Raw genomic sequence first — 23,993 nt, 5'->3', positions numbered from 1 at the left:
GCTCTCCCCGGCCGCCTGCAACCGAAGCGGCCCCCATGGTGTCTCACAGCACACGACTGGAGCGCGTGGGGCCCGGAATGCCTCACGTGCCCCACGTCATGGGGAGGCATGGATCATGAGCACCTGGGCGGTACCGGGCTACACCGAGTCCCGCGAGCTCGGTTCGGGGGCGAGCGGGCGCGTCGCGCTGGCCGTTCACGAGGAGACCGGCCATCCGGTCGCGGTCAAGTACCTCAGCGAGTCGCTGCGGACCCGTCCGGGATTCGTGCACGAGTTCCGGGCGGAGGCCCGGCTGCTCGGCGGGCTGCGCAGTGACCACGTGGCCGGCCTGTACGAGTACGTGGAGGGGCCGGAGGGCGCGGCCATCGTGATGGAGCTGGTCGACGGCGTGTCCCTGCGGGCCGTGCTCGCCCGGGAGGCCCCCCTCGATCCGGAAGCGGCTCTCGTCCTCCTCAAGGGCTCGCTGCTGGGCCTCGCCGACGCCCACCGCGTCGGCGTGGTGCACCGTGACTACAAACCGGAGAACGTCCTCGTCCGCCCGGACGGCACGTCGAAGCTCGTCGACTTCGGGATCGCCGCCACCGACGGCACCACCGCGGGCATCGCGGGCACCCCGTCGTACATGGCTCCCGAGCAGTGGACCGGCGCCCCCGCCTCACCGGCCGCCGACGTGTACGCCGCGACCGCGACGTTCTTCGAGTGCCTGACCGGCCGCAAGCCCTACACGGGCGAGAACATGGCCGAACTCGCCCTCCAGCACGTGGACGCGGCCATCCCCGCCGACGAGGTCCCCGAGCCGGTGCGCTCCCTCGTCCAGCGCGGCCTCGCCAAGTCGCCCGCGCAACGGCCCGCCCACGCCGAGGACTTCGTCGCCGAACTCGAGGCCACGGCCGGCGGCGCGTACGGTCCGGACTGGGAGGAGCGCGGCCGCGGGCGGCTCGCGGCGCTCGCCGCGCTGTCCCTGCTGCTGCTTCCCTCCGCCCCCTCCGTTCCGCGCCGCTCCACGGACACGGCGCGCACCATCCTCGGCGGGACACCCGACTGGCTCCGGGCCTGGCAGCCCAGTCTCCGCGCGCTGCTCGTGTCGGGGGCCGCGCTCGTCGCGGCCCTCCTCCTGACGTACGGCATCGACCGGCACGCTCCGGACTTCGGCACACCGCGCAGGGCCGCGCAGGCGCTCGCCACCACCAGCGCGCAGCCGACCGGCGCCGGCGGCCCCACGACGACAGCCGGTACCGGCTCCCCGACTCCGTCCTCCTCGTCGTCGTCCACATCGGCTCCGCCCACGGCTTCCGGTTCGGCCACGGAGGCCACCACGCAGCCGCCCGCGTCGGCGTCCGCGACCACCACCGCGTCCGCGTCCGCCACCGGCGCGCCCCCGACGGCACCGGCCACGACGACGGCCGAGCCCACCACGGCATCCCCGTCGCCCACGATCGGCGTCAACGTCAAGTCGGTCACCTTCAGCGGCTTCCGGCAGACGGGGACGGCGACCGCGGCGGCGACGGCCACCGTCACCACCGACGGAACCGGACCGGTCACCATCACGGTCGCGTGGTTCACCGGTGAGGTGAGCGGCCAGGCCGGGTCCCAGGACGGGGCGGCGGACACCTATCAGCGCAGCGGGTCGACCCAGTACACGATCGCCCTCGCCCACACCTTCCAGGGAGCGGGCTGCTACTGGAGTGTCCAGGCCAGGACCCAGCCGGCCTCCGCCGACGGCGGCGCCTTTCAACAGCTACTGACCCGGCGGTGCATCATCACATGACCGAACACCCCGGCGCCGCGGGCGCCCCCTCCCCCGACGACTACAGCGCGACCGCGCTGGCCAGCCACTGGATCCAGCGGCCGGACTCCTCCGACACGCTTCCCCTCTCCGGGGACACGGCGACGGTGACGCTGTCGGGTGCCACGGCGGCGACGGTGGCGCTGTCGGAATCGACGACAAGGGACACCAGCCCCGACCGGATCGAGGGCACCCTGCTGCGCTTCGGACCCGGTGTGAACGCCGACACCATGCGCCGCGCTCTCGAGGCTCCTCCGCTGGTCCCGGTACGCCGCCGGACATGGCGCGGACACGCGCTGCCCGCCGTGGTGCTGCTGGCTGTCGTCGCGTTTCTCCTCTGGCACCGCGCCGCGCCGTCCCTCGGCGTGGACGGCGTCACGGTCGCCGCCGCGTCACCCTCCCCCGGATGCGACGAAACCGCCGACATCACGGGCACGGTCACCACCAACGGCAGGCCCGGCACCCTCGCGTACCGCTGGGTCCGCAGCGACGGCACCTTCTCCGCCGTCCTGCACGAGGACATGACGCGCGGTCAGAAGCAGGCCCGGCTCCACCTGTTGTGGACGTTCCAGGGCAACGGCCACTACGAGGCGAGCGCCGAGCTGCATCTGATCTCACCCGTGCGCCGTACTGTCTCGGCGGGGCTCACGTACCAGTGCCCATGACGGGACGACAGAGCGACGGGGCGACGGGGCGACAGTGCCGAGCCGTCAAGGTCGGCCCCGCGGCACCGCGGTGACCTTCAGAGGGCCACCGCGGATCCCCGCGCGCACATCATCGGAGCGCACAGGATCCGCTTTCTGCGCGCCCGCTTCCCCTCGATCGCGGAGGCGGTCAACCGGGCTGCCTCCGCGGCGATCTGCGTCAGCCCCCAGCCCACCGTGGTCAGCGGCGGTGTGAGGACCCGGGAGACGGGGTGGTCGTCGAAGCCGACCACCGACACGTCACGCCCCACGACGAGTGACGCCTCCGCCGCCGCCGCGTACACCCCGTACGCCAGGGAGTCCGAGAAGCAGAAGACGGCCGTGGCGCGCCGCTCCCCGTCGAGGACCCGCCGAGCGACCACGGTCGCCGCACCCAACTCCTGTGGACAGGGCACGAGTTCGGCTCGCAGCCCTATCCGGTCCGCCGCCTCGCGCACGTACACGTCGGCGGGCCGGTCGGGTGTGCTCGGTCTGGTCGGGGTCAGGACGGTCACCCGGCGGTGGCCGAGACCGTGCAGGTACTCCAGTACGGCGTCGATCCCGGCCCGGTTGTCGAAGATGACCTGCCCGGCGGTACGCGCCCGGCTCAGCGAGTCGCCGACGGCCACGACCGGCAGCGCGTCCGCGATCGCCGCCCATGCCTCCGCCGCCGGGTTCACCGGGGACACCACGAGCGCGTCGACCCGCTGATCGCGCAGCTGCTTGGCGAGGACGAGTTCCCGGTCGGGGTCGCCGCCCGCGTCCAGGATCAGCGCGTAGCGGTCCCCCGCGAGGAGTTCGCGGCCGATGGCCGCCATGAGCTGCTGCTGCCACAGGTCCTGGAGGTCGCCGGCGAGCACGCCGACCATGCTGGTGCGGCCACTGGCGAGGGCCCGGGCGATGGGATCGGCCTCGTAGCCGAGTTCGGCCGCGGCCTTGCGTACGCGTTCCTCGGTCTCCTTGGAGACGTGCTTGCCGCGCAGGGCGTAGGAGACAGCGGCGGTGGAGAGGCCGGTGGCCTCGGCCACCTCCCTGAGGGTGGTGCGCTTCTGAGGCCTGACCATGCCCGGAAGCCTACCGGGCAACGCCCCTTGTCGCGGGCACGTGCTTGACACGCTTCGTTGTTAACCGCTTAAGTTAAGCGCATCACTGAAGCGCTTAACCCATGACACTCCCGCGCGGTCACCGCGCGGACTCCTCAAGGACTTCAGGGTGCCCATCGACGTCCACCAGCACTTCTGGCCGCCCCACTTCGTCGATCTGCTGCGTGCGCGGACCGCGCCGCCGCACCTCGACGGCTGGACGCTGCACCTGGAGGGCGAGCCGCCCTACACCGTGGACCCTGCCGACCACGACATCGACGCCCGCACCCGACTGGCCGCCGCGGACGGACTCGGCCTCGCCCTGGTCTCCCTCTCCAGCCCGCTGGGCATCGAGTACCTGCCGGCGGAGGAAGCGCTGCCGCTGCTGAGCGCTTTCCACGAGGGGGCGCTCGCTCTCCCGGCACCCTTCGGCGTCTGGGCCTCCCCCTGTCTGAGCGAGCCGGACCCCGCGGCGGTGGAACGCGACCTGCGCCGGGGCTGCGTGGGCCTCCAAGTCCCCGCCACGGCAGCGCTGGACGCCGACGGCTGGCGTGACCTAGCCCCGTTCCTGGATCTCCTCACCCGCCTCGACAAACCCTTGTTCGTCCATCCGGGCCAGGCTCCGACCGTTCACCGGGCCCCGCCCTGGTGGGCAGCCCTTGTCCCCTACCAACAGCAGTTGCACGGTGCGTGGTTCGCGTTCCGGGCCTTCGGCCGCGCCCGTCATCCGGGACTGCGTGTCTGTTTCGCCGCACTCGCCGGACTGGCGCCCCTGCACGGCGAACGGCTCGCGGCCCGGGGCGGCGGCCGCGGTGAGGTCGACTTCGACGTCTTCTACGACACCTCCTCGTACGGCACGCGGGCGGTGGACGCTCTCGTCCGGGCCGTCGGCATCGATGTCGTCGTCAGCGGCAGCGACCGGCCGTACGCACCGCCCGTCATCCCCGACCTGGGGGCGGACGCCGCCGTCCACGCCCTGCGCACCGTCAACCCCGCCCGTCTGCTGCGCGGCCCAACCTGAGCCGCCCGGCGGACCACTTCTGGAAGGGAACCTCACCGTGACGTACTCGTCCCTGCCGGACCGCACGCTCGACAAGCACGAACTCCGGCGGCTCGTCGACGACCTCGCCGCCCGCCCCGAACTCTGGCGCGACCGGATCGCCTTCTCCCACGAGGAGCGGCACTACGCCTCGCTGCACCGCGACGAGTACGTCGACGTCTGGCTGCTCTGCTGGACCCGGCGGAACGACACCGGCTGGCACGACCACGACATCTCCTCGGGTGCCGTCCGGGTGGTCCAGGGCGCTCTGACCGAGTCCAACCCCCGTATCGGCGGCCGCCATCTGTCCGTCGGCGTCGGCGCGGGCGACTCGTTCTGCTTCGGCCCCGACCACATCCACCGCCTCACCGGTGCCACCGACGACGCGGTCTCCCTGCACGCCTACTCGCCGCCGCTGTGGCGCCTGGGACAGTACGACATCGCCGAGGACGGCCTGATGCGCCGCGTCTCGGTCTCGTACGCCGACGAACTCCGGCCCCTGGACAGCCCGGCCGCGTGACGCGCCCGGCCGGCCCGCGCGGACCGGAGACCCGGGCGGGGGGAGAACCCACGCCCGGGTCGGCACGGTGTGTGCCGGCTTCACCCGCTCGTCGGTGTGCAGGCGTTCAGACCCGTGACGTAGTTGAGCTGGGGGCCGTAGCCCGCGAAGGTGGCGATGGCCTGAGGAAGCAGGGTGCGGCACGGGGCGCCCTGGCCGTCGGTGTACGCGACGGTGACGTTCACGGTGGTGTCGCAGTCGTTGACGACGGTCGTGTAGCGCCAGTCGCTGTAGTAGTGGACGCAGTCCGGAACGGGGGTCGCGTCGGCGACCTTGACGACATCGTCGGCGAGGGCGAGCCGGCCGGCGTCTCGCGCGGTGACGGGTGCGCCGGTCACACCCAGAAGGCCCAGAACCGCGGCGGACAGACCCAGGACCGTCCCGAGCCGGAGCGGGGATACGAAGCGGCGGGCGGAGAACATGGTGGTGTCCTTCGTGTCGGCGAAGCAGCGGCCTTGGAGCCTCTGCGCGGTGCCACCCTGCAACGCCTGCAAGAATTGCGCAAAGCCATGCAACGACTTTCAGTCGATGATGAACTCTCAACCGAAGCGGTGCCGTTCATGAAGATGCCCGGATCCGGGTCCAGTGCCCGCCTCCGGCGCGACATGCGCCCATGACGGTTCGCCGGCCACGCGGGTCGCGTCGACCGCCGGTCGACGACCGGCGACGGCATGGCGAGTGGCCGCGGTGAGACCGCGGCCGACCGTGATGGACCGTGGTCCGCGGACCGCTGAAGCCGCGATCGGCACGGCTGAGGCCGTGATCGCCGGGTGCGGGAGGGGACTGGGTCAGCGGACTACGGACATGCTCAGCCGCGCGATCTGCCCTGATCCCGTCGGCCCTGTCGGGGCTGGGGGCGGCCACGGCCGGCGGCGCGGCGACGTGACGGTGCCGGGGGTGCGTCCGCGCTGTTGAAACCGGGCCCGCTCGGGGCGCTGAATCCGCCGGGGACCACGGGAGCCACAACGGGGGCACCGGCGGTGGCCGCCGGCTCGGAGGGCGCGGAGGGTGTGCGGGTGCGGGGCACGGCACGGCCCACGACACGGGTGTGCGTCATCAACGGGGCACAGGCGGCGCAGACTTCCATCAGGGTCCACACCTGGGCAATGGCCGGATCATGGCGCAGCACCAGCAGCACACTGCCCATGCAGTGCACCTGGCTGCCCTCGTGGGAGGCGCACTGCGCCTGTCGGCAGGCGCAGGCGGCATCCGCGTGCACGGTGGCCGCGCGGGCATGCGCCCCGACGTGGGCCTCGGCGAAGCGGCGCAGCGAGGCGAGGTCACGGGACCGCGGCGGCATGGCACAGGGAGAGGAGCAGGTGACCGACGCGGTGCGGTCGCTGTGACCGGAGATGCGAACGGTCCACGTACGTCCCGGACGTCGCGCGGCAGCAGATTCGGAGTGTGGGAGGTCCAAGACCGGCAGTCCTTCGGCAGTGGGATGTTCGCGCTGGTGCGCATAGTTTCTTTACCCGCGCGGGCCGGTCCGTCATCCACCGGTGGGCCGCGAGCGTCCTCGAATCTACGAGCGATGGCGTGCGCGGGCCCGGACTGCTGTCGTGCGGGGTTGCGATCTTCCCACAGCGGCGCGTCGGACACGTTCGACCCGCCTGGGGCCCTTGAGGATATCCCCGCCGTGACATGCGGTTCCCTGGGGGTGGGCAAAGAATGGGCCTCGCGTCGCCTGGCCGCCGGTCAGCGTTTGCGACGGCCGCCCGCGATGCGGTCCCACAGGGAGCGGGTGGCACCGAATCCGGTCTCGTGGACCCGGACATGGGTGCACGACGGGCACTGCAGGTGCAGCAGGCTTCCGGTGGTGGAGAGCAGGTAGCGCCAGTGGTCGGAGCACGACCGCCGCTGCTCGCAGGACGCGCACCCGTGACTGTCGGCGCAGTTCGGACACGTCACCCAGGCGCGGCGCCCGATGTCCGCCTGAGGGTCAAGCGGCAGCACTGTCGTCTCCACGTCGGGGAAGCACGCCGGACGCGACCAGGTCGTCGTACACCCGCTGCTGCTCCTCGTCGAGGCCGGAGTAGAGGAGGGCGTACGCGGCTTCCTCTCCGCGCATGACCTCCATCGGGTCCCAGTCGGGGCCGAGGGCGGCCAGGATCTGGGCCTGCCGCTGGACCTCCTGAGCGGTGAGGTCGATGGCGAACTCGACGAGCGCCGGGCCGTCCGGTCGGCCGGCACCCGCGGGGCGCGGGGCGTCGGCGTCGTCGGGGCCTTGGGAGAGCGGGGGATTCTGTGGGGCCATGGGACAGAACTTAGGTATGCCTTCCTTGTCGGGACAAGAGGAGGTGGGAGAAGTCACAGCAGGTCGGCGGCCACGAAGGCGCGTCCCACGACGGCACGAAGACGGGTCCCACGACGGATGGACAGGTCCGTCCGCCGGGCCGCACCGGACGTTCACGACGGGAGGGCGTTTACGCATCTGACACATTTCCGCCATCTTTCGATCACATCATCGGTATGCTCCTGGAGCTTCATCCGCACCACCGAGGGGGGATTCCTCATGCGTATGCGCAACGCCCTGGCTGTCACCGCCGCCGCTGCCGGCACGCTCGCCGCCATCGCCACGGCCCCGGCCCAGGCCACGGAGTACTCGTCCGCGCTGAAGATCAAGGGCGTCCAGTACGACGCGCCCGGCCGGGACTCCAACAGCTGCGCCAGCGGCAACACCAGAGACGAGTACCTGACGATCAAGAACTACTCGTCCAGCACGACCGTGAACCTGAAGGGCTACGTCGTCAAGGACGCCACGGGCAACAAGTTCACCTTCCCCGCGAACCACTACCTCGAGCCCGGGGACTACATCAAGCTCCGCGGCGGCCACGGCACGGACTCCGACGCCGGCAACGTCGTCTACCGCCAGAACTGCAACTTCATCTGGAACAACGACAAGGACAGCATCTACCTGTACAAGTCGTCCGGCGCCCGCGCCGATGTCCACTCGTACACCAAGTCGGCCAACGACCGTGACGGCAACGGCTACATCACCTATCACGGCTGAGCCGAACGTCGGAGCCCGTTGACCGTCTTCGGACGGGTGCCGGGCTCCGCTCGCTCGGAGGGACCGCCCCAGGTGCGGGCGCACCGGCGCGCGGCGGCGCGCGGGTGCCCCGCCTGGGGCCGGCCCGGTCCACACATCAGCCTCTCCCGTAGGGCGTGCGACCCGGTCGGACTCCCGTCGCCGGGGGCGCAGAGCCGCTCACCCGGATCAGCGGCCGGCAGCGGCGCATCCGCTCGTAGCGGGGCTGTCGCCCAATTCCACACCGTGACAGGCCTGTCCGAGGCGTTCCGGGGCAACCGGCAGTGGACCCGGGAGGAAGCGCGGCCCGGGCGCAAGCCGACCGCACCGCGCTGCCCCTGGAGTCACCGATGCCGACCGCCGTACCGGACAGAACCGCCGGAACGTCCGGCAGGCGAACCGAAGCCATGGGCTCCGCCCGCTCGTTCGCACTGCCCCGGGGCACCGGCCGGACCACCGCGCGCATCGCTGCGCTGACCGCGTGCCAGGCGGCGTTCCTGGTGGGCATCGGACTCCTGATCACCGGTCCCGCCCGCGGGCTATGGCCGCTGACGGCCGAGGACAGCGTGAATGAGTCCCTCGAACGAGCCCGCACCGGCACGCTCACCACGTTGTCGTCCATCGCCTCGGAAGCCGGCAACACCCTCACGGTCATCGCCGTCACGCTTCTGACCTGCCTGGGCCTGCTCCTGCTGCCCCGTCTGCCGATGTGGCGCCAGGCGATCTTCCTCGCCGTCGCCGTGTCGCTCCAGTCGCTGGTCTTCCTGGCCATCACCGAGTCGGTGGACCGGAACCGGCCGGACGTGGACCGCCTCGACGCCTCGCCGCCCACCTCCAGTTACACCTCCGGACACACCGGGGCTGCCACCGCGCTCTACGCCGGTCTGGCGGTGGTCGCGCTGTCCCGGACGCGCGGGCCGTGGCGCAGGGTCGTGGCCGGACTGCTGCTGCTCCTGCCGCTGATCGTGGGCGCCGCCCGGCTCTACCGTGGCATGCATCACCCCACGGACGTCCTGGGGGGCCTCGCCAACGGCGGGCTGTCCCTGCTGATCGTGGGCCGCGCGCTGCTCGTCGACCGGTCCGTGGCCGCCGCGCCGTCCGCGGGCGGCATCCCCGCCGCACGGACCGTCGATGAGCGCCGGCCCGGCACCACCGCCGTGATCCTCAATCCCACGGTGACCGACGAGGCCACGCGGGACGATCTGCGGCGCATCCTTGAACGCCACGGCCACCGCGGCCCCGTGTTCCTGGAGACCACCGCGGACGACCCCGGGGCTGGACAGACGGCCCGCGCGGTCCGCGAGGGCGCGACGCTCGTCGTGGTCTGCGGAGGGGACGGGACCGTCCGCACGGTCGCCGACGCCCTGGTCGACAGCGGTGTTCCCCTGGCCATCGTCCCCTGCGGCACCGGCAACCTGCTCGCTCGCAACCTCGGCCTGCCGCTCTCCCCCACCGCCGCGCTCGACGCCGCGCTGGGAGGGAGTCCGCACCGGCTCGACCTCGGAAGCATCGAGGGCGACGGCCTGACCGCCACCCGGTTCGCCGCGATGGCCGGGGCCGGCCTCGACGCCGCGATGATGGAGCACACCGACCCGCGCGCCAAGGCCCACCTGGGCTGGCCGGCCTACGCCCTGGCCGGGATCGGGACGCTGCGCATACCCCGTATGCGGGTGACGATCCGGCTGGACGGCTCCCCCGCCATGCGCCGCACGGCCCGTATGGTGCTCGTCGGCAACGTCGGAACCGTACAGGGCGGGATGACCCTCCTGCCCGCCGCCCGTCCCGACGACGGGCTGCTCGACCTCCTGGTCCTCGATCCCCGCGGCCCCGTCGGCTGGCTGCGCGCCGTGCGGACACTCCTGCGCGGCCGCTCCGAGGCGCCCCGGCCGTCCACCCTGCACACCCTCGCGACCGAGGGCGACGACCAGAACAAGGTCCCCGTCGAGTTCTTCACCTTCCGGCGTGCCGAACTCACCTTCGCCACCCCGCAGTCCCGGGAACTCGACGGGGATCCGGTGGGCCCCGGCCGGCGCCTCACCGCCGAGGTCGAGCCCGGCGCGCTGACCGTCCTGCTGCCCTCCCGGGAGAAGTGAATGGGTACCGCGACGAAGGTCCCCGAGACCCGCGCCATGACGGGAGACGAGCTCTCCGCCGACGAGGCACTGGCGTCCCTGCGCCGCTACGGCGGCTGGCCCCTGCTGCGCGACGCGTTCATCCGGTTCCGCTACGCCGACGGGTTCAGCCACTCCCGTGCGCTCGCCCTGCAGACCGTCCTGGCCCTGATCCCGCTCGCCATCGCGTTCGTGGGTCTCTCCTCGGCCCTGCACACCGAGGACATCGGCAGAGTCGCCGAACTGACGATCCGCCGGATAGCCGCGGGCCCGAGCGCCGACGTCGTCGACGACGCGCTGCGCCGCAGCCGGCACACGGCGGGCGACGGGGCACAGGTCGCCCTGTGGTTCGGTCTGGCCTTCTCCCTGGTCAACGTGACCACCGCGATGTGCCAGATAGAGCGCGGTGCCAACCGGATCTACGGTAACGAGCGCGACCGCGTCTTCCACCGGAAGTATCTGCGCGGCCTGGTGATGGCCGTCAGCGCGGGAATCCCGCTCGGCCTCGGATTCGTCCTGATGGTGGCCGGCGGCGACCTGGCGTCCGCGGTCGTGACCGTCTACCACCTCGACGGAGGCGCCAAGACCGCCTGGGACATGCTGCGTTGGCCCTCCGGGCTGCTCCTGGCCCTCATCTCGGCCAGCGCGATCTTCCGTCGTTCGCCCCGCCGCCGGCAACCTGGATACACCTGGCTGGCCTTCGGCGCCGCCGTGTATCTGGTGCTCTGGACGGCGCTGACCTGGCTGTTGAGCCTCTACCTCGGGATCAGCGGTTCCTTCGACACGGTCTACGGCCCCCTCAGCGCCTTCATGTCGCTGCTGCTCTGGGCCTACTTGACCTCGATCGCCCTGTTCCTGGGACTGTCCTTCGCTGCGCAGTTGGAGGCTTCACGCGCCCGGCGCCCCGGTCCGATCCGCTCTGATCCGGGAGTCTGAGTGGCGGCGCGCGTCGCGGTCCGGAGTCTGCTGGACCGTCGTCGTCGGGCGGCCGACCGCCGATTCGGCGCCCGGCTGCTCGGCTCGGCCGTGGTGGCGGCGATCGCCGCGGTGCCCTTCGGTCTGCTCCTCGTCCTCGTCGAAGGACAGTGGCGGCCCCTGCGCCGGCTGGACGCGGGCGCTGCCGGGCGGCTGCACGGGATCGCCCTGGAGCATCCCGCCTGGACGAGTGCGCTGCGCTTCCTCTCCGACCGGGTCTGGGATCCGCTCACCTTGCGCGTGGCTGTCGCGCTGCTGACCGTCTGGCTGCTGTACCGCCGGGCATGGCGTCTGGCCGCCTGGTCCGCGGTGACAGCCGTGGCCGGCGGGTTCATCGGGCTCCTGGTCAAGACGGTCGTCGAGCGGGCACGTCCGTCGCTGGAGGATCCGGTGGCACGGGCCCCCGGGTTCTCCTTCCCGTCGGGCCACGCGATGACCGCCACCACCTCGTTCGCCATCCTCTTGCTGGTCCTGCTGCCCATGGTGCCGCGCTCCCGGCGAGTGCTCTGCTGGTACGCCGCGGTGCTCTCCGTCGTCGGGGTCGGCTTCACCCGCGTCGCGCTGGGCGTTCACTGGTTCAGCGATGTGCTGGGCGGCTGGCTGCTCGGCCTGGCCGTCGTCGCCCTCACCGCCTGGGCGTTCGAAGCCTGGCGGGCCGACGCGGGGAGGCCCCCTGCCGCCGTCGGCGAAGGCCTGGAGCCCGAACTCACCGACGAACGGCCCGAACCCGGGGCATCCGGCGGACAAGGGGAACGCGAACGGCCCATCACATGACGGTTCGCTCGGGCGCCTTGGTTCTCGGCACCGGGACGGCCTGGAATCCTGGGCGCATGGACAAGGTCAGCAACCGCGACATTCTTGAATCGATCGCTCAGGGGTTGAACGACTGGCGCAAGCTCGCTCAGCCCCTCGCCGCCCGCTACCGGGCCACCGATACGGTCTCGGGGGCCGCTTTCGTGGGCGCGGTCGCACAGGCGTCGGTCACCGCCGGACATGACGTACCGGAGATCAGGCTCGGGCCCGGTCTCGTCGACGTGAGCCTGTTCAGCGTCGACGAAAAGGGTGCCCGCTGGGTCACCCCGAAGGATCTGGAGCTGGCTCGCGTCATCTCGGCGCTCGCACGCGAACACGGGCTGACGGCTGCCCCTGACGAGGTGGCCCAGCTGGAAATCGCCCTGGACACCGCGGACGACACGGTGGCAGGCCCCTTCTGGGCGGCGCTGCTCACTGGAGACGCCGACAACACGGTGTACGACACGGCCTTCGACCCGACGAACCGTGTCCCCAGCGTGTGGTTCCAAGGGACCGATGCCCACAGGACCCCGCGCCAGCGCTGGCACCTGGATCTGTGGCTGGCCCCCGAGGCGGCGCTGACGCGCATCGGGGCCGCCCTCGCCGCCGGGGGCACAGTGGTCGACGACTCCCACTCCCCGTCGTACATCGTGCTCGCCGACCCGGAGGGAAACAGGGTCTGTGTCTGCACGGCGGTCGATCGCGATTAGGGAACTCCCCCACCGGACGGGGCCCTCGCGGGGCCCCCGCGCTCAGTGCTGGCGATGACTGAGGAGATCGCCCGGCTGGCACTCCAGCACCTCGCAGAGCCGGGTCAGCGTGGTGAACCGTACGGCTCTCGCCCGGCCGTTCTTCAGGATCGACAGGTTCACATGAGTGACACCGACCCGATCGGCGAGTTCGGCCAAGGTCATCCCGCGTTCTTCGAGCAGGCGGTCGAGATGGACCTCGATCGCGTGCTCCTCCTTGTCCTCGGGCATCAGAGCGTTCCGTCCTTGTCCACTGGCATCAGACCGTTCCGTCGAGGTCTTCGCGCATGGTGATGCCGACGCGCATGACCCGCGCGAAGGAGAGGACGCCGAGGCCGGTGAGTATCGCCATGTAGGGACCGTTCCACGAGATCAGCCCGGTGAGAGCGCTGACGTCGCCGCCCCTGCTCAGAGAATCGACGAGAGCCTTCTCGGTCACCGACTCCGCGATCGCGGCGAGCACGCTCCCGGCCAGCAGCCACCAGCCCAGCCCGCGCAGTCGCCCGGCTGTCCGTGCGGTGTACAGGCCCTCGCGCTCCGCACCCCGGATCAGCCGGAGAACGAGCAGGAGCGCTCCGAGGGTGAAGACGAAGGAGGGAACCAGGTTCGCGGTGTGGAGCAGACTCTGCGCCGTGGTGGGGTCGTCGGTGCAGTATCTCGTGTGGGCGTCCAGGCCTGCCAAGGCCCCCGGTGCGGCCTTGAACTCCATGGGAGACGCATCGCCGCTCGTCGTCGAGGACGCGTCCGTCACGCAGACGGGCTTGTCGCCGATGCCGAGGACGTGCACGCCCAGACCGTCCACGAACATGCCGAGCACGCTCGCGAGCATCAGCACCGCGAGCAGCGTCACGATGCCCCGGACCGCGCTCGACATCGGCTCCAGCGGATTGCGTACCGTTGCCATGACGTCCCCCGTATCGATTATCGATGTTATCGAAAAACGATACAGAGCGAGGCGGGCGTCGGCAACACCGATCGACCGTGGACATCGCGTCGACCGGACATGCCCTCGTGGAGGTCCCCCGGTCGGCCTACGGGCCCATGGTGTTCAACCGGCGTGGACGGCAGAGAATGGCTCGACACAGACCCGGAGGAGCTTTCATGATCTTCATTACCGTCAAGTTCAGCGTCCGCCCCGAAGACGCGGAGAAGTGGCCGGAGATCACCGCCGACTTCACCGCCGCCACCCGCGCCGAGCCCGGCTGTCTCTGGTTCGACTGGTCGCGGAGTCTCGACGATCCGACGGAGTACGTCCTCGTCGAGGCCTTCCGGGACGACGAGGCCGGTGCGTCACACGTCCAGTCCGCGCACTTCAAGGCCGCCCAGCAGAGCCTGCCCGGCCACCTGGTCGCGACTCCGCGCATCGTGAACGTGAAGATCCCTCAGGACGACTGGTCCCTCCTGGGCGAGATGGCCGTCGAGGAGCAGCCCTAGAGGCCGAGTCACGTCTCGCGCACCCCGGGTCGACGGCCGCGAAACGATCGCGCTCCCCCAACACGGCGCACGGGCGGGCCAGTTGATCGAGACCGCAGGACGAGAGCGGTCCCACCAGGGTGTCGAGGGACACGGTGACACCCTGGTGGGACGGAAGACGCCGGGGAATCGAGACGCGGGCCCGAGAGGCCGTCCGTCTCGAAGCGGGAAAGAGGGTCGAAGCGGGAAAGAGTTCGCCTTTGCCGGACGCTGGATCGGAGTTCCCTGGATCCTGTCCCCGCGGGCAGAGCCGGCGAGTCAGCCGACGAATTCCTCGACCGGGTTGGAGAACTCGGCTCCGAGCTGCGACATCATGTTGCCGAACTCCTTCTCGCTGATCGCCTCGCGCAGCGTCACGAGCACGGCCCGGACGCCGCTGTCGGCCTCGTCCTTCTTGAGCATGTTCCGTTCGGCGACACGCCGTACGGTCTCGTCGTAGCCGAAGACCTCGATGGCCGAGGTGGCACCTCGCTGGACCGCTTCGGCCAGGCCCGCCGGGAGTTCCAGCGCCAAGGCGCGGTCCTTGCTCCCGCTCAGCCGGTGGGCGAGCGTCTCCAGCGTGGCACGGGTCAGATCGGCCGACTCCTGTCGCGACAGGCCCGTGCGCTCCGACACCGCTTGGATGAATTCCCTCTCCTCCACGCGCTGTCTCCTTTTCTGCCTCGTCGGTCCGACGGCTCGGCGGTCTGAGGGCCTGGCGCCCGAAGTCCTGGTGATCTCGCGGCCACGCGGCCCTGAATCCACACTGACACGCGGGTGCCGGGCCCGCGCGGCCAAGCCGTGGGGCCCGTGCACGAGCACCGCGGACAGGGGGCGTCGTTCAGCGGACCTTGAGCTGGGCGAGCAGCCGCGAGGTGTCGGAATTGACCCAGTACTCGACGAACCTGCCGTCGCGGACGCGGAGGGTGTCGGTGCCGGTGAAATCGACCTCGGTGCCTGTGGCCGCCTCGGCACCCGGGAAGCCGCCGGCGTAGGTGCCGGTGGCCGTCCACCGCACGGACATGTACCGGCCGTCCACCAGCGGAGGGACCTGTATCGCGAAGCGCAGGTCCGGGAACGCGGCACGGGTCTGCCCGATCCAGGACACGAGGCCCTCGGCACCCCTGATGGCGCTGCCGTCACCGCCGTCGAGGAGGGCCGCATGGACGCGGAAGTCGGGCGCGATGATGCCGGGAGCCTGGGCGTAGGCGCCGTTCCAGAGGCGCAGCCACGCGTCGAGCAGGGCCCTCGGCTTGCGGGCGGTCCTTCGACGGCCCGCGCCCGAGGCCGTCCCCGCGGACGGGTGGGTCGTCGAGGTGTCCGCCGCGGCCGTCGCCGCGGTGAGGCCGACGGCGGTGAGCGCGGCGGGGACGAGCAGGAGCATCCGGCGGCGCGGCGGCATGGTGCGGGTGTCGGTCATGGCAGGTCCTCGCGTTTCGGGGAGGAGGAGGAAGGGATGTGAAGGGAGGGATGCGAAGGGGGATGACCGCGGCCAGGGGTGTCGTGGTCCGGGCCTACGGATGGAGGACGACCTTTCCGGCGACGGTGCCGGACTCGGCCAGCCGCAGGGCCTCGGCGGCCTGGGTCAGCGGCAGTCGGGCGGCGATCTGGGCGGTGACGTCACCGCGCTGGAGGGCGGTGAAGACCTGCGCGAGATCGGCGCGCAGCCGGGCCCGGAAGCGGTTCTTGGACAGGGCCCGGCCCGCCCAGACATTGAAGAAGTAGGCGTGGCGGCCGTTGGGCAGGGCGTTCCACAGCCACACCCGGCCGAGGAGCTTGAGTACGGGCCCCTGCTTGGACCCCGCGTCGTCGCGGGTGGAGGCGCTGCCGTAGGCGACGAGGGTGCCCCCGGGGGCGAGCAGGCGCCAGGAGTCGACGGCGCTGGGGCCTCCGACGTGGTCGAAGACGGCGTCGACCCCACGGGGGGCGAGTTCTCGCACACGTGCCGGGACGTCCTCGGTGCGATAGTCGACGGGGGTGACGCCCCGGGCCCGCAGGGCGTCGTGGTGCCGTGCGGAGGCCGTACCGATCACCTTCGCGCCCGCGGCGTGCGCGAGCTGGACGAGGACCGAGCCGACTCCGCCGTTGGCACCGTGCACGAGGACGGTCTGCCCGGCCCGGACCCGCGCCTTGCGGTGCAGCATCTGCCAGGCGGTGATGCCGTTGACGACCACGGTCTCCGCCTCCGCCGCCCCGATGCCGTCCGGCACCTTCACCACGTCCGCCGCGTCCACGCACACGTGACTGGCCCAGCCGCCGACCTTGACCAGTGCGGCCACCCGGCTGCCGGCCAGCCCCGGGTCGACGCCCCGGCCGGTGGTGAGAACCGTACCGACCAGGTCGTAGCCGGGCACGAAGGGGAACGGCGGCTGGTCGTAGTACCGCCCGCGGCGCATCTGCTGCTCGGCGAAGGAGACGCCGGTCGCCTCCATCCGGATCACGACCTGGCCGGGGCCGGCGACGGGGACCGCGCCGTGCCGGATCTCCAGCCCTTCCGGCTCCACCTTGCCCGGCAGGACGATCTCGACGAGTCCTTCGGCGTTCATGACGACCTCCACTGCACTCCGCGCGAGTTATCTACTATCGCTTTAGTTAGAAGCTATAACTCGCGGGCGTGAACGTCAAGAGTTTTCGTTATAGGTTCTAACTACGACGAGCGTCGAGGGGCCGGACGAGCGCGCCGTCGCCTTGCCGGCGGTGAGGCGGGGCCTACGCGACGGATTCGGCGGTCCACTCGATCTCCGGCGGCACGACACGGGCGCACCGCGGGTTGCCGCCCGCGTCGGTCAGCCCCAGACGCCCGACGAGGAGTCCCTCGCGCGCGGCCTCGGCGAGTACGTCGGTGGGGACGGCGTCGATCATGAGCTTGGCCCGGCGGAACATGCTGAAGACGCCCGTATCGTCGACGGTGCCCCAGGACAGATAGATGAACCGGTGGCCCAGGCGGTCCTGCACGTAGGGACCCTTCACCTCGACACCCGTGGGCGAGGAAGTCGCCGTGCATTCGAGGGTCCAGGTCGCGGACGCTCCGTCTCCCGGCTGGGGATCGAGCAGTTCGGCCGGGCGGTCGCGGCGTTGCACCGCCACGTGGATGTTGTCGTACGCCGAGACGGTGCGGCCCTCGGGGGCCGGGCACGTGAGGCCGGGCAGGTCAGTGGCGTCGATACGGATGCGCATGCGGGCCATCATGCCGCCGAACCGCCCGGCGGCGAGATCCTCGGGACGCGCCCACCCATCGAGCGCCGCGCCACAGACACCACACCGGGGACCCCGGAGCTCGGCGCCGAACACCCGAGAACTCGACGCCGAACACGCCGGAGCCAGGCGGCGGACGCCGGGTGCCCCGCCGCCGAAGGGTGCCGGCGCCGGGTCGCGGGGACCTCGGCGCCGGTGGCCCGGTCTCAGCCGGACAGTGCCGCCGAGACCACCGCCTTCGCCTCGTCCTGCACCTGGCGAAGGTGATCGGTTCCGCGGAAGGACTCCGCGTAGATCTTGTAGACGTCCTCGGTACCGGACGGCCGGGCCGCGAACCAGGCGCTCTCCGTGGTCACCTTGATGCCGCCGATGGGCGCGCCGTTGCCCGGGGCCTCGGTGAGGACCGCGGTGACCGCTTCCCCGGCGAGGGTGTCCGTGGTGATCTGGGCGGGCGAAAGCTTGGCGAGGAGGGCTTTCTCGTCGCGGGACGCCGGGGCGTCGATGCGCTCGTAGGCGGGTTCGCCGAAGCGCGCGGTGAGCCCGGCGTAGTGCTCGGAGGGCGTCTTCCCGGTCACCCCCGTGATCTCGGAGGCGAGCAGGGCCAGGATGATGCCGTCCTTGTCGGTGGTCCAGACCGAGCCGTCGCGACGCAGGAACGAGGCGCCCGCCGACTCCTCCCCGCCGAACCCGAGGGAGCCGTCGACCAGCCCGTCCACGAACCACTTGAACCCGACGGGCACCTCGACCAGCCGACGACCGAGGTCGGCGGCGACCCGGTCGATCATGCCGGACGACACCAGGGTCTTGCCGATCCCGGTGTCCGCCGGCCACCGGTCCCGGTGGGAGTAGAGGTAGGCGATGGCGACGGCGAGATAGTGGTTGGGGTTCATGAGTCCGGCGTCCGGGGTGACGATCCCGTGGCGGTCGGCGTCGGCGTCGTTGCCCGTGGAGATCTGGAAACGGTCGCGCCGCTCGATGAGCGAGGCCATCGCGTAGGGCGAGGAGCAGTCCATCCGGATCTTGCCGTCCCAGTCCAGCGTCATGAACCGCCAGGTGGGATCGGTGAGCGGGTTGACCACGGTCAGGTCGAGCGCGTGCTGCTCGGCGATGCGCCCCCAGTAGGCGACCGAGGCCCCGCCCAGGGGGTCGGCGCCGATACGCACACCGGCCGCGCGGATCGCGTCCAGATCCAGCACCTGCGGCAGATCGGCCACATAGGTGCCGAGGAAGTCGTAGCGGCCGGTGCCGGGAGCGGCGAGCGCCCTGGCGTAGGTGACGCGTCGTACGTCCTTGAGGCCGTCCCTGATGAGTTCGTTGGCCCGGTCCTGGATCCAGGAGGTCGCCTCGGAGCCCGCCGGACCGCCGTTCGGCGGGTTGTACTTGAAGCCGCCGTCGGCCGGCGGGTTGTGGGAGGGCGTGACCACCACACCGTCCGCCAGGCCCGAGGACCGTCCGCGGTTGTAGGTGAGGATGGCGTGCGAGACCGCCGGAGTGGGCGTGTAGCCGTCCGCGCTGTCGAGGAGCACCGTCACGTCGTTGGCCGCGAACACCTCCAGGGCGGTGACCTTCGCCGGCTCCGAGAGCGCGTGGCTGTCGGCGCCCAGGAAGAGCGGGCCGTCGATGCCCTGACCGTCGCGGTACTCGCAGATGGCCTGGCTCGTCGCGGCGATGTGGTCCTCGTTGAACGCGGTCGCCAGGGACGAACCGCGGTGTCCGGACGTACCGAAGGCGACGCGCTGGCCGGGCTCGGCCGGGTCGGGGTGGAGCGCGTAGTACGCGGTGACCAACCGGGCTACGTCGACGAGGTCCTCGGGGCCGGCCGGCCGGCCCGCTCGCTCGTGCTGCATGTGCCCGCACCTCCACATCGGTGGTTCTTCGCTGGTGGTCTCATCCTTCCCCACCGGGCGTGGGGGGGGGGGGGGGGGCCCCCCCCCCCCCCCCCCCCCCCCCCCCCGGCCCCCCCCCCCCCCCCCCCCCCCCCCCCCCCCCCCCCCCCCCCCCCCCCCCCCCCACGGGGCCCGCGGGCCCGCCCGCCCGCCCCGCCCGCGGGTGGGGAAGGGGCCCCCCCCACCACTGGGGTGGTGCGCGGGGGGTGGTCCCCCCCGCCCCCCGGGGGGGGGGGGGGGCCGGGGCCCCCCCACGACCACGACCACGCCGGCGCAGGTGCAGGCGCAGGCGCAGGCGCAGGCGCAGGCGACATGGAGGGCGATGCGGACGTGGACGACGACGTGGCCGACGACGTGAACGCCCCGGGACGCCGGAATCCACCCCTCGGCCCTCCCCTGCCGTCAGCTCAGGCCGTCCTCGTCCACGGGCGGCGGCCTGGTCGTGGGCTTCCCGGCGGTCAGGTGTTCAAGGACCTGCACCAGCTCCTGGCAGGCCAGTTCCACGGAGCGTCTGGTGTTGCGCTGTTCGGTGATCACGGCGGACAGGAGCAGCGCGGTCAGGGCCATGGTTCCGTTGAAGGCCTGCAGCTTGATCATGATCTCGGTATGGCTCATCCGGTCGAACGGGCCGACCTCCTCCGTGGCCGCCACCGTGGCCATGACGGAGGCGAAGAGGGCGCACGCCAGGCTGCCCGGGAGCTCGAAACGCAGTGCCGCCCAGATCAGCAGCGGGTAGATGAGGAACAGCAGGCTGATGGAGCTGCGCGTGGCGAGCGGCACCAGGACGCAGACCGCGACCAGGAGTACGACGGCCTCCTTCCATCGCGCCAGGCTCACCGGGGGCCGTACGGCGTACAGCATCAGAAGGACCGGGGTGACGAGCAGGACTCCCATCGCGTCACCCACCCACCACGCGAGCCAGACCGCCCAGAAGCCGTCCGGGTCGAGTTTGTCCGTGATCACCAGCAGGCCGACGTCCGCCGTCGCGCTGATCATCATGCTGCCCAGGGCCGCCAGGAACACCAGGGCGAGACCGTCGCGCAATCGGCTGAGATCGGAGCGGAAACGCACCCCGCGCAGCAGGAAATAGGCGCAGATCGGGGCGACGGTGTTGCCCGCGACGATGCCTATCGTGGAGGGCTGGAACGTGGAGAACGAGGAGAGGGACAGGACGACGAGCAGGGCTCCGATCGCGATCCCGAGCCACGATCTGATCCCCAGGAACAGCAGGGCGGCGACGGCCACGCCGGTGGGCGGCCAGATGGGTGTGAACACCGCTCCCTCGACGGAGAGCCGCCGCAGGAGTCCCAGCCGCCCTGCCCCGTAGTAGCAGGCGGCGATCACCAGCGTCTCAAGAGCGACGACGGCTGGTCGGCGCAGCTCGTGTGTAGCCACCACAGAGCCATCAGACACCGCCGGGGCCCGCTCGGCGAGGCGAGCGGCATCCTGTCCTGGAGCCGGACTGGGCCCTGAAGGTGTTCGGGTCCCGGGGGGCCCGGAAGGTGTGCGTAGCCGAGGCCCTGGCCGTGGGTGCCTACCCGGGGGGCCGGAGGGTGGGCGCGCCGTGGCCGACCACGAGTACGGCCGCGTCGTCCTCGTGTCCCACCCGCTCGGCGCCCCTGATCACCGCGGCGGCCAGCGAACCGGCCGACAGGCCGGCGACGGCGGCGATGCCGGCGAGCCGGACGACCTGGTCCAGGCCCTCGTCGACGTTCATCGAAGGTCCCTCCACGACGCCGTCGGTCAGCAGCACGAAGACTCCCCCGGTGGTGAGGCGGTGCCGTGTCACGGGGTACCGCACGCCCGCCTCGATGCCGAGCGGTGGTCCTCCCTCGTCCTCGGTGATGCCGGATTTCCCGTCCGCCGTCGCCCAGACGCAGGGTATGTGTCCGGCGCGCGCGCTCTCCATCACGCCGGTGGCCGGGTCGAGCCGGATGAACGTGCAGGTCGCGAAGAGGTCGGTGCCGATCGACAGGATGAGGTCGTTGGTCCGGGCGAGGAGTTCTCCCGGGTCGCCGGTGACCGAGGCGAGCGCCCGCAGACCGACCCTGACCTGCCCCATGAACGCGGCGGCCTCGATGTTGTGGCCCTGTACGTCGCCTATGGACAGGCCGATGCGATCGTCGGGCAGTTTGAAGGCGTCGTACCAGTCCCCGCCCACGTTGAGCCCGTAGCAGGCGGGCGCGTACTGGACGGCCACGTCGAATCCCGGGGCGGACGGCATGTCCCCCGGGAGCATGCCGCGTTGCAGCGCGATGGCCAGTTCGACCTGCGAGCGCTGGAACTCCGCGCGTTCACGCGCCTGGGCGGTCAGCGACCCGAGCCTGGCCAGCAGCTCGTCGTCGTCGCCCGTCGGGGCCTTGCGGGACATCGACCACCCCGGGAGGAAAGCCTCAAAATGAAGGAAATGTTAAGAACACATCTCTATCGGATGATAGCCACCTGGTCGACAGGACCCGACATCGGCCGCCCACGGCCGCCGGCGCCGGGCGGACGCGGTTACCTGGGGCCGCGCCCGCCCGTGTGGTCCCGTATCAGACGGTCGCGCGCGGCGGTGGCTCCGCGGGTTCCCCGGCCCGCTCTCCCCGGCCTGTCATCCGAGCGCCCGACCCGAGTGATACCGGAGTACTACGGGCCTCCTGACAACCCAGCTCTCAGGTGCCACGGATCCGGGGAAATGGACTCTTAGCGTTGAGGGTGAGCAGTCAGGTGGGGGGCCTGCCCCCGAACGTAAGGGAACATCGATGATCGAGGCACATCAGCTGACGAAGCGGTACGGGGAGAAGACGGCGGTGGACCAGCTGGACTTCGTCGTGAAGCCCGGTACCGTCACCGGCTTCCTGGGCCCGAACGGCGCAGGCAAGTCCACGACCATGCGCATGATCGTCGGCCTGGACGCGCCGTCCAGTGGCAGCGTCACGGTCAACGGCAAGCACTACGCCCAGCACACCGCGCCCCTCCAGGAAGTCGGCGCGCTGCTCGAGGCCAAGTCGATCCACCCGGGCCGGTCCGCGTTCGACCACCTCATGGCCCAGGCCTACACCCACGGCATTCCGCGCCGCCGGGTGGAGGAGGTCATCGAGCTGACCGGCCTCCAGACGGTGGCCAAGAAGCGCGCGGGCGCCTTCTCCCTCGGCATGGGCCAGCGCCTCGGCATCGCCGCGGCTCTGCTCGGCGACCCGGCCACCATCATGCTCGACGAACCGGTCAACGGACTGGACCCCGAGGGCGTGCTGTGGATCCGCAACCTGCTCACCGGGCTGGCGGCGGACGGTCGTACGGTCTTCGTCTCCTCGCACCTGATGAGCGAGATGGCCCTGGTCGCCGACCACCTGATCGTCGTCGGACGAGGACGGCTGCTGGCGGACACCACCGTGCGGGAGCTCATCCAGCAGGCCGGCGGTGACACGGTCACCGTGGCGACCGACCAGGCCGCCCGCCTGCGCGAGGTCCTGGCCGGCCCCGGCGTCGAGATCTCCGGTTCGGCCGGATCCGAAGAGCTCCAGGTGACGGGCCTCACCCCGCGCGCGATCGGTCTCAAGGCCGCCGAGCACGGCATCCCGCTGTTCGAGCTCAGCTCCCGGACCGTCTCTCTCGAAGAGGCGTTCATGGATCTGACCCGCGACGCTGTCGAGTACCACGCCAGCGCCACCGTCGAGTCCTCCGGGAGGGCCGCATGAGCACCGTCACCGTCACCGACAGCCCCGCGCCCGCACCGGTGCGGGAGGCCCGTCCGACGTACAAGGTCACCGGCCGCCGTGTGCTGCGCTCCGAGTGGGCGAAGCTGTGGTCGCTGCGCTCCACGTGGATCACCCTCGGCCTCGGACTGCTGTTCCTCGTCGCGTTCGGCGTGATCGCCGCCGCGCACTACAAGTCCGAGCTGAACTCCGGCCGCCCCCTGCACCGCGACGACGTCGCGGCCACCGCGCTCAGCCTCTCCGTGTTCGGCACGAACTTCGCGCAGCTCGCCCTCGGCGTGCTGGGTGTGCTGATCACCGCGGGTGAGTACTCGACCGGCATGATCCGTTCCACGCTGGCCGCCGTGCCGCGCCGCCTGCCGGTGCTGTGGTCCAAGGCCTCGGTGTTCGGCCTGGTCGCCCTCGTCGTCGCCACCATCGGTGTCTTCGTCGCGTTCACGATCGACAGCGGCATCGTCTCCGGTACGCCCGCGGCGCTCACCATGTCCCACTCCGGCGTGGTCCGGAGCCTGCTGGGCGCGGGCCTCTACCTCGGTCTGGTCGGCGTGATCGGCACCGCTCTGGGCGCCCTGCTCCGCTCGGTCGCCGGTGGCATCTCGGTCCTGGTCGCCTCGCTGATGCTGGTGCCCGGTCTGATCTCGCTGCTGCCCAGCTCGTGGCAGGACAACATCAGCCCGTACCTGCCCAGCAACGCGGGCGAGTCGATGTTCGCGCTGACCCACGACTCGACCACCCTGTCGCCCACCGCCGGCCTCGTGGTCTTCCTCGGCTGGACCGTGCTCGCCCTCGCGGGTGCCGCCTACCGTCTCGTCCGCTCGGACGCCTGACGCACCGCGCACCGCCCCGCACGACCGGCACGGCACCCGACCGGATCACCCGGTCCGGTGTCGTGCCGTCCGGGCACCGGGGGCCGGACAGCTCGACGGACCCACGCGGTGACGCCCGTACGAGGACACGG

Annotated in this window: 26 protein-coding genes; 12 read left to right on the top strand and 14 right to left on the bottom strand. The window is 71.5% G+C overall.

Annotated features, from left to right (window positions below; genetic code table 11):
* Positions 1-115: 115 nt before the first annotated feature.
* Positions 116-1,768: a serine/threonine-protein kinase gene (locus ACIQRL_RS26850; protein ID WP_401336144.1), complete on the top strand. Its 1,653-nt coding sequence runs from the start codon at positions 116-118 to the stop codon at positions 1,766-1,768.
* Positions 1,765-2,451, top strand: coding sequence for a hypothetical protein (locus tag ACIQRL_RS26845; RefSeq protein ID WP_401336142.1), 687 nt, complete (start codon positions 1,765-1,767; stop codon positions 2,449-2,451). Before ACIQRL_RS26850 ends, ACIQRL_RS26845 begins: the two co-directional genes overlap by 4 nt.
* Before the next feature lie 77 nt (positions 2,452-2,528).
* Here the strand turns inward: ACIQRL_RS26845 and ACIQRL_RS26840 are convergent, their stop codons facing one another.
* Positions 2,529-3,533 (bottom strand): LacI family DNA-binding transcriptional regulator, encoded by a 1,005-nt coding sequence (locus ACIQRL_RS26840; protein ID WP_401336140.1) that lies wholly within the window; start codon positions 3,531-3,533, stop codon positions 2,529-2,531.
* Between the two features lie 148 nt (positions 3,534-3,681).
* Between ACIQRL_RS26840 and ACIQRL_RS26835 the strand changes: the two genes are divergently transcribed.
* Both ACIQRL_RS26835 and ACIQRL_RS26830 read left to right on the top strand, forming a co-directional pair.
* Positions 3,682-4,572: an amidohydrolase gene (locus ACIQRL_RS26835; RefSeq protein WP_401336137.1), complete on the top strand. Its 891-nt coding sequence runs from the start codon at positions 3,682-3,684 to the stop codon at positions 4,570-4,572.
* 37 nt (positions 4,573-4,609) lie between these two features.
* Positions 4,610-5,110 carry a cysteine dioxygenase gene (locus ACIQRL_RS26830; protein WP_401336134.1) on the top strand — a complete coding sequence of 167 codons (501 nt, stop codon included), beginning with the start codon at positions 4,610-4,612 and terminating at the stop codon, positions 5,108-5,110.
* 80 nt (positions 5,111-5,190) lie between these two features.
* On the opposite strand, the gene ACIQRL_RS26825 is transcribed toward ACIQRL_RS26830, so the two are convergent.
* The 4 genes from ACIQRL_RS26825 to ACIQRL_RS26810 all read right to left on the bottom strand — a co-directional run bounded on the left by ACIQRL_RS26825 (position 5,191) and on the right by ACIQRL_RS26810 (position 7,403).
* On the bottom strand, positions 5,191-5,571 hold the full coding sequence (locus tag ACIQRL_RS26825; protein WP_401336132.1) for an alpha-amylase: 381 nt from the start codon (positions 5,569-5,571) through the stop codon (positions 5,191-5,193).
* Positions 5,572-5,957: 386 nt separating this feature from the next.
* Positions 5,958-6,449, bottom strand: coding sequence for a hypothetical protein (locus tag ACIQRL_RS26820; protein ID WP_401336129.1), 492 nt, complete (start codon positions 6,447-6,449; stop codon positions 5,958-5,960).
* 395 nt (positions 6,450-6,844) lie between these two features.
* Positions 6,845-7,102: a hypothetical protein gene (locus ACIQRL_RS26815; protein ID WP_401336127.1), complete on the bottom strand. Its 258-nt coding sequence runs from the start codon at positions 7,100-7,102 to the stop codon at positions 6,845-6,847.
* Positions 7,089-7,403 carry a DUF6400 family protein gene (locus ACIQRL_RS26810; RefSeq protein WP_401336125.1) on the bottom strand — a complete coding sequence of 105 codons (315 nt, stop codon included), beginning with the start codon at positions 7,401-7,403 and terminating at the stop codon, positions 7,089-7,091. Before ACIQRL_RS26810 ends, ACIQRL_RS26815 begins: the two co-directional genes overlap by 14 nt.
* A 258-nt stretch (positions 7,404-7,661) precedes the next feature.
* On the opposite strand from ACIQRL_RS26810, the gene ACIQRL_RS26805 reads away from it, so the two are divergent.
* The 5 genes from ACIQRL_RS26805 (at position 7,662) to ACIQRL_RS26785 (ending at position 12,765) form a co-directional block, all read left to right on the top strand.
* Entirely contained in the window at positions 7,662-8,159 is a 498-nt protein-coding gene (locus ACIQRL_RS26805; RefSeq protein WP_401336122.1) for a lamin tail domain-containing protein, read from the top strand.
* A 368-nt stretch (positions 8,160-8,527) separates the two neighbouring features.
* Positions 8,528-10,270 carry a diacylglycerol kinase family protein gene (locus ACIQRL_RS26800; RefSeq protein ID WP_401336120.1) on the top strand — a complete coding sequence of 581 codons (1,743 nt, stop codon included), beginning with the start codon at positions 8,528-8,530 and terminating at the stop codon, positions 10,268-10,270.
* Entirely contained in the window at positions 10,271-11,224 is a 954-nt protein-coding gene (locus ACIQRL_RS26795) for a YihY/virulence factor BrkB family protein (RefSeq protein WP_401336117.1), read from the top strand. It abuts the gene before it with no gap.
* On the top strand, positions 11,225-12,037 hold the full coding sequence (locus tag ACIQRL_RS26790; RefSeq protein ID WP_401336116.1) for a phosphatase PAP2 family protein: 813 nt from the start codon (positions 11,225-11,227) through the stop codon (positions 12,035-12,037).
* 56 nt (positions 12,038-12,093) lie between these two features.
* The gene (locus ACIQRL_RS26785; protein ID WP_401336114.1) at positions 12,094-12,765 is read left to right on the top strand and encodes a VOC family protein; all 672 of its coding nucleotides are present in this window, start codon (positions 12,094-12,096) and stop codon (positions 12,763-12,765) included.
* Between the two features lie 42 nt (positions 12,766-12,807).
* On the opposite strand, the gene ACIQRL_RS26780 is transcribed toward ACIQRL_RS26785, so the two are convergent.
* Positions 12,808-13,035: a helix-turn-helix domain-containing protein gene (locus ACIQRL_RS26780; RefSeq protein ID WP_401336111.1), complete on the bottom strand. Its 228-nt coding sequence runs from the start codon at positions 13,033-13,035 to the stop codon at positions 12,808-12,810.
* Positions 13,036-13,063: 28 nt separating this feature from the next.
* Positions 13,064-13,708, bottom strand: coding sequence for a DUF2975 domain-containing protein (locus ACIQRL_RS26775; RefSeq protein WP_401336108.1), 645 nt, complete (start codon positions 13,706-13,708; stop codon positions 13,064-13,066).
* A gap of 197 nt (positions 13,709-13,905) precedes the next feature.
* Here ACIQRL_RS26775 and ACIQRL_RS26770 point away from each other — a divergent pair, with 197 nt between their 5' ends.
* Complete coding sequence (locus ACIQRL_RS26770; protein ID WP_401336105.1) at positions 13,906-14,238, top strand: putative quinol monooxygenase; 333 nt, start codon at positions 13,906-13,908, stop codon at positions 14,236-14,238.
* 297 nt (positions 14,239-14,535) lie between these two features.
* Here ACIQRL_RS26770 and ACIQRL_RS26765 read toward each other — a convergent pair whose 3' ends face one another.
* The 7 genes from ACIQRL_RS26765 to ACIQRL_RS26735 form a co-directional block, all read right to left on the bottom strand.
* Complete coding sequence (locus ACIQRL_RS26765; RefSeq protein ID WP_401336102.1) at positions 14,536-14,919, bottom strand: DUF2267 domain-containing protein; 384 nt, start codon at positions 14,917-14,919, stop codon at positions 14,536-14,538.
* Positions 14,920-15,097: 178 nt separating this feature from the next.
* The gene (locus ACIQRL_RS26760; protein WP_401336100.1) at positions 15,098-15,676 is read right to left on the bottom strand and encodes an ester cyclase; all 579 of its coding nucleotides are present in this window, start codon (positions 15,674-15,676) and stop codon (positions 15,098-15,100) included.
* 94 nt (positions 15,677-15,770) lie between these two features.
* Positions 15,771-16,802 (bottom strand): medium chain dehydrogenase/reductase family protein, encoded by a 1,032-nt coding sequence (locus ACIQRL_RS26755; RefSeq protein ID WP_401336098.1) that lies wholly within the window; start codon positions 16,800-16,802, stop codon positions 15,771-15,773.
* A gap of 163 nt (positions 16,803-16,965) precedes the next feature.
* Complete coding sequence (locus ACIQRL_RS26750) at positions 16,966-17,433, bottom strand: DUF5990 family protein (protein WP_401336095.1); 468 nt, start codon at positions 17,431-17,433, stop codon at positions 16,966-16,968.
* 224 nt (positions 17,434-17,657) lie between these two features.
* Positions 17,658-19,298 (bottom strand): phosphoglucomutase (alpha-D-glucose-1,6-bisphosphate-dependent), encoded by a 1,641-nt coding sequence (gene pgm, locus ACIQRL_RS26745; RefSeq protein ID WP_401336092.1) that lies wholly within the window; start codon positions 19,296-19,298, stop codon positions 17,658-17,660.
* A 441-nt stretch (positions 19,299-19,739) separates the two neighbouring features.
* Complete coding sequence (locus tag ACIQRL_RS26740) at positions 19,740-20,735, bottom strand: MASE1 domain-containing protein (protein ID WP_401336089.1); 996 nt, start codon at positions 20,733-20,735, stop codon at positions 19,740-19,742.
* A 136-nt stretch (positions 20,736-20,871) separates the two neighbouring features.
* Positions 20,872-21,708 (bottom strand): PP2C family protein-serine/threonine phosphatase, encoded by an 837-nt coding sequence (locus tag ACIQRL_RS26735; RefSeq protein WP_401336087.1) that lies wholly within the window; start codon positions 21,706-21,708, stop codon positions 20,872-20,874.
* Between the two features lie 373 nt (positions 21,709-22,081).
* Here ACIQRL_RS26735 and ACIQRL_RS26730 point away from each other — a divergent pair, with 373 nt between their 5' ends.
* Both ACIQRL_RS26730 and ACIQRL_RS26725 read left to right on the top strand, forming a co-directional pair.
* Complete coding sequence (locus ACIQRL_RS26730) at positions 22,082-23,017, top strand: ATP-binding cassette domain-containing protein (protein WP_401336085.1); 936 nt, start codon at positions 22,082-22,084, stop codon at positions 23,015-23,017.
* On the top strand, positions 23,014-23,862 hold the full coding sequence (locus ACIQRL_RS26725; protein ID WP_401336082.1) for an ABC transporter permease: 849 nt from the start codon (positions 23,014-23,016) through the stop codon (positions 23,860-23,862). The genes ACIQRL_RS26730 and ACIQRL_RS26725 overlap by 4 nt, the downstream gene beginning before the upstream one ends.
* Positions 23,863-23,993: the final 131 nt, after the last annotated feature.

Origin of the sequence: Streptomyces sp. NPDC091209, from assembly GCF_044757755.1 — a bacterium.
GTDB lineage: Bacteria > Actinomycetota > Actinomycetes > Streptomycetales > Streptomycetaceae > Streptomyces.
The sequence above is the reverse complement of the archived record's forward strand: the minus strand, read 5'-3'. Positions and strand labels throughout refer to the sequence as shown.

Excerpts from the sequence above, each read along its gene's own strand:
- ACIQRL_RS26725 (WP_401336082.1), top strand. The coding sequence starts at position 23,014 with ATGAGCACCGTCACCGTCACCGACAGCCCCGCGCCCGCACCGGTGCGG.
- ACIQRL_RS26770 (WP_401336105.1), top strand. The coding sequence starts at position 13,906 with ATGATCTTCATTACCGTCAAGTTCAGCGTCCGCCCCGAAGACGCGGAG.
- ACIQRL_RS26810 (WP_401336125.1), bottom strand. The coding sequence starts at position 7,403 with ATGGCCCCACAGAATCCCCCGCTCTCCCAAGGCCCCGACGACGCCGAC.
- ACIQRL_RS26800 (WP_401336120.1), top strand. The coding sequence starts at position 8,528 with ATGCCGACCGCCGTACCGGACAGAACCGCCGGAACGTCCGGCAGGCGA.
- ACIQRL_RS26850 (WP_401336144.1), top strand. The coding sequence starts at position 116 with ATGAGCACCTGGGCGGTACCGGGCTACACCGAGTCCCGCGAGCTCGGT.
- ACIQRL_RS26785 (WP_401336114.1), top strand. The coding sequence starts at position 12,094 with ATGGACAAGGTCAGCAACCGCGACATTCTTGAATCGATCGCTCAGGGG.
- ACIQRL_RS26730 (WP_401336085.1), top strand. The coding sequence starts at position 22,082 with ATGATCGAGGCACATCAGCTGACGAAGCGGTACGGGGAGAAGACGGCG.
- ACIQRL_RS26825 (WP_401336132.1), bottom strand. The coding sequence starts at position 5,571 with ATGTTCTCCGCCCGCCGCTTCGTATCCCCGCTCCGGCTCGGGACGGTC.
- ACIQRL_RS26840 (WP_401336140.1), bottom strand. The coding sequence starts at position 3,533 with ATGGTCAGGCCTCAGAAGCGCACCACCCTCAGGGAGGTGGCCGAGGCC.
- ACIQRL_RS26775 (WP_401336108.1), bottom strand. The coding sequence starts at position 13,708 with ATGGCAACGGTACGCAATCCGCTGGAGCCGATGTCGAGCGCGGTCCGG.
- ACIQRL_RS26755 (WP_401336098.1), bottom strand. The coding sequence starts at position 16,802 with ATGAACGCCGAAGGACTCGTCGAGATCGTCCTGCCGGGCAAGGTGGAG.
- pgm (WP_401336092.1), bottom strand. The coding sequence starts at position 19,298 with ATGCAGCACGAGCGAGCGGGCCGGCCGGCCGGCCCCGAGGACCTCGTC.
- ACIQRL_RS26735 (WP_401336087.1), bottom strand. The coding sequence starts at position 21,708 with ATGTCCCGCAAGGCCCCGACGGGCGACGACGACGAGCTGCTGGCCAGG.
- ACIQRL_RS26805 (WP_401336122.1), top strand. The coding sequence starts at position 7,662 with ATGCGTATGCGCAACGCCCTGGCTGTCACCGCCGCCGCTGCCGGCACG.
- ACIQRL_RS26750 (WP_401336095.1), bottom strand. The coding sequence starts at position 17,433 with ATGCGCATCCGTATCGACGCCACTGACCTGCCCGGCCTCACGTGCCCG.
- ACIQRL_RS26795 (WP_401336117.1), top strand. The coding sequence starts at position 10,271 with ATGGGTACCGCGACGAAGGTCCCCGAGACCCGCGCCATGACGGGAGAC.
- ACIQRL_RS26760 (WP_401336100.1), bottom strand. The coding sequence starts at position 15,676 with ATGACCGACACCCGCACCATGCCGCCGCGCCGCCGGATGCTCCTGCTC.
- ACIQRL_RS26780 (WP_401336111.1), bottom strand. The coding sequence starts at position 13,035 with ATGCCCGAGGACAAGGAGGAGCACGCGATCGAGGTCCATCTCGACCGC.
- ACIQRL_RS26820 (WP_401336129.1), bottom strand. The coding sequence starts at position 6,449 with ATGCCGCCGCGGTCCCGTGACCTCGCCTCGCTGCGCCGCTTCGCCGAG.
- ACIQRL_RS26845 (WP_401336142.1), top strand. The coding sequence starts at position 1,765 with ATGACCGAACACCCCGGCGCCGCGGGCGCCCCCTCCCCCGACGACTAC.